This window comes from Methanobacterium formicicum DSM 3637 (genome assembly GCF_000302455.1).
In the GTDB taxonomy this organism is placed as follows: Archaea; Methanobacteriota; Methanobacteria; order Methanobacteriales; family Methanobacteriaceae; genus Methanobacterium; species Methanobacterium formicicum_A.
Genome location: NZ_AMPO01000028.1, coordinates 1 through 347, shown reverse-complemented (window position 1 = coordinate 347; position 347 = coordinate 1). Strand labels below are relative to the sequence as shown.

Here is a 347-nt window from a genome sequence, read left to right as displayed (position 1 = left end):
AAACTAAGCATTTAAAATATACATTCACTGCTATTCTAATCAGTTAATGCCAGTAGGGTTACTTATGCACGGATATACATCAACACACATCGTCAATATGTGTGTCTTATCCCTTCACTAGCTATCACTCAGTGATACTAGCTGCACGTACAAATTAATTTCTTATGAATATGAAAAATGAGGTATGGACCCACCGGGATTTGAACCCGGGGCCTCCGCCTTGCAAGGGCGGCGCTCTCCCAGTCTGAGCTACGGGCCCACATTATAAAGATGCTGGTACAAGAATACCATATTTGGTAGATATGATTTGGTGTTTAGCTGCACACAAACACAAGATAAAATCTCCA

General features: G+C 41.2%; 1 tRNA gene. It reads right to left on the bottom strand.

What is annotated here, in order from left to right:
- Nucleotides 1–185: 185 nt before the first annotated feature.
- A tRNA-Ala gene (locus A994_RS12775) sits at nucleotides 186–259 on the bottom strand.
- Nucleotides 260–347 lie beyond the last annotated feature (88 nt).